Source organism: Alicyclobacillus fructus (genome assembly GCF_017329605.1).
Taxonomy (GTDB): domain Bacteria; phylum Bacillota; class Bacilli; order Alicyclobacillales; family Alicyclobacillaceae; genus Alicyclobacillus; species Alicyclobacillus fructus.
On sequence record NZ_JAFMTY010000077.1, the window covers coordinates 1 to 633 of the forward strand.

Sequence of the window (633 nt, forward strand, 5' to 3'; positions counted from 1 at the left end):
CCCGCCAGCGGGTTCCCCCATTCGGACATCCACGGATCTCAGCCCGCTTACGGCTCCCCGTGGCGTATCGGCGTTCGCCCCGTCCTTCTTCGGCTCTTGGCGCCTAGGCATCCACCGTGTGCCCTTTCTAGCTTCACCTTCATACTCCCTATGCACTTGCCAAGGTCCTTCGAGAGAGCTTTCGCTCCCTCAAAACTAAACACACGCCTCCACCCTGCCCGCAAGCCCCTGACCTTCTCCCTAGAAAGGAGGTGATCCAGCCGCACCTTCCGGTACGGCTACCTTGTTACGACTTCACCCCAATCATCGACCCCACCTTCGGCGGCTGGCTCCCCGCAAGGGGTTACCTCACCGACTTCGGGTGTTGCCGACTCTCGTGGTGTGACGGGCGGTGTGTACAAGGCCCGGGAACGTATTCACCGCGGCATGCTGATCCGCGATTACTAGCAATTCCGGCTTCATGCAGGCGAGTTGCAGCCTGCAATCCGAACTACGAGCGGCTTTTTGGGTTTCGCTCCGCCTCGCGGCTTCGCATCCCTTTGTACCGCCCATTGTAGCACGTGTGTAGCCCAGGACATCAGGGGCATGATGATTTGACGTCATCCCCGCCTTCCTCCGACTTACGCCGGCAGT

Annotated in this window: 2 rRNA genes; both read right to left on the reverse strand. The window is 60.5% G+C overall.

The features are described from left to right. Positions 1-138, reverse strand: a 23S ribosomal RNA gene (locus J3481_RS14385); the annotation flags it as partial. A 106-nt stretch (positions 139-244) separates the two neighbouring features. Next, positions 245-633: ribosomal RNA gene (locus tag J3481_RS14390) — 16S ribosomal RNA — on the reverse strand; the annotation flags it as partial.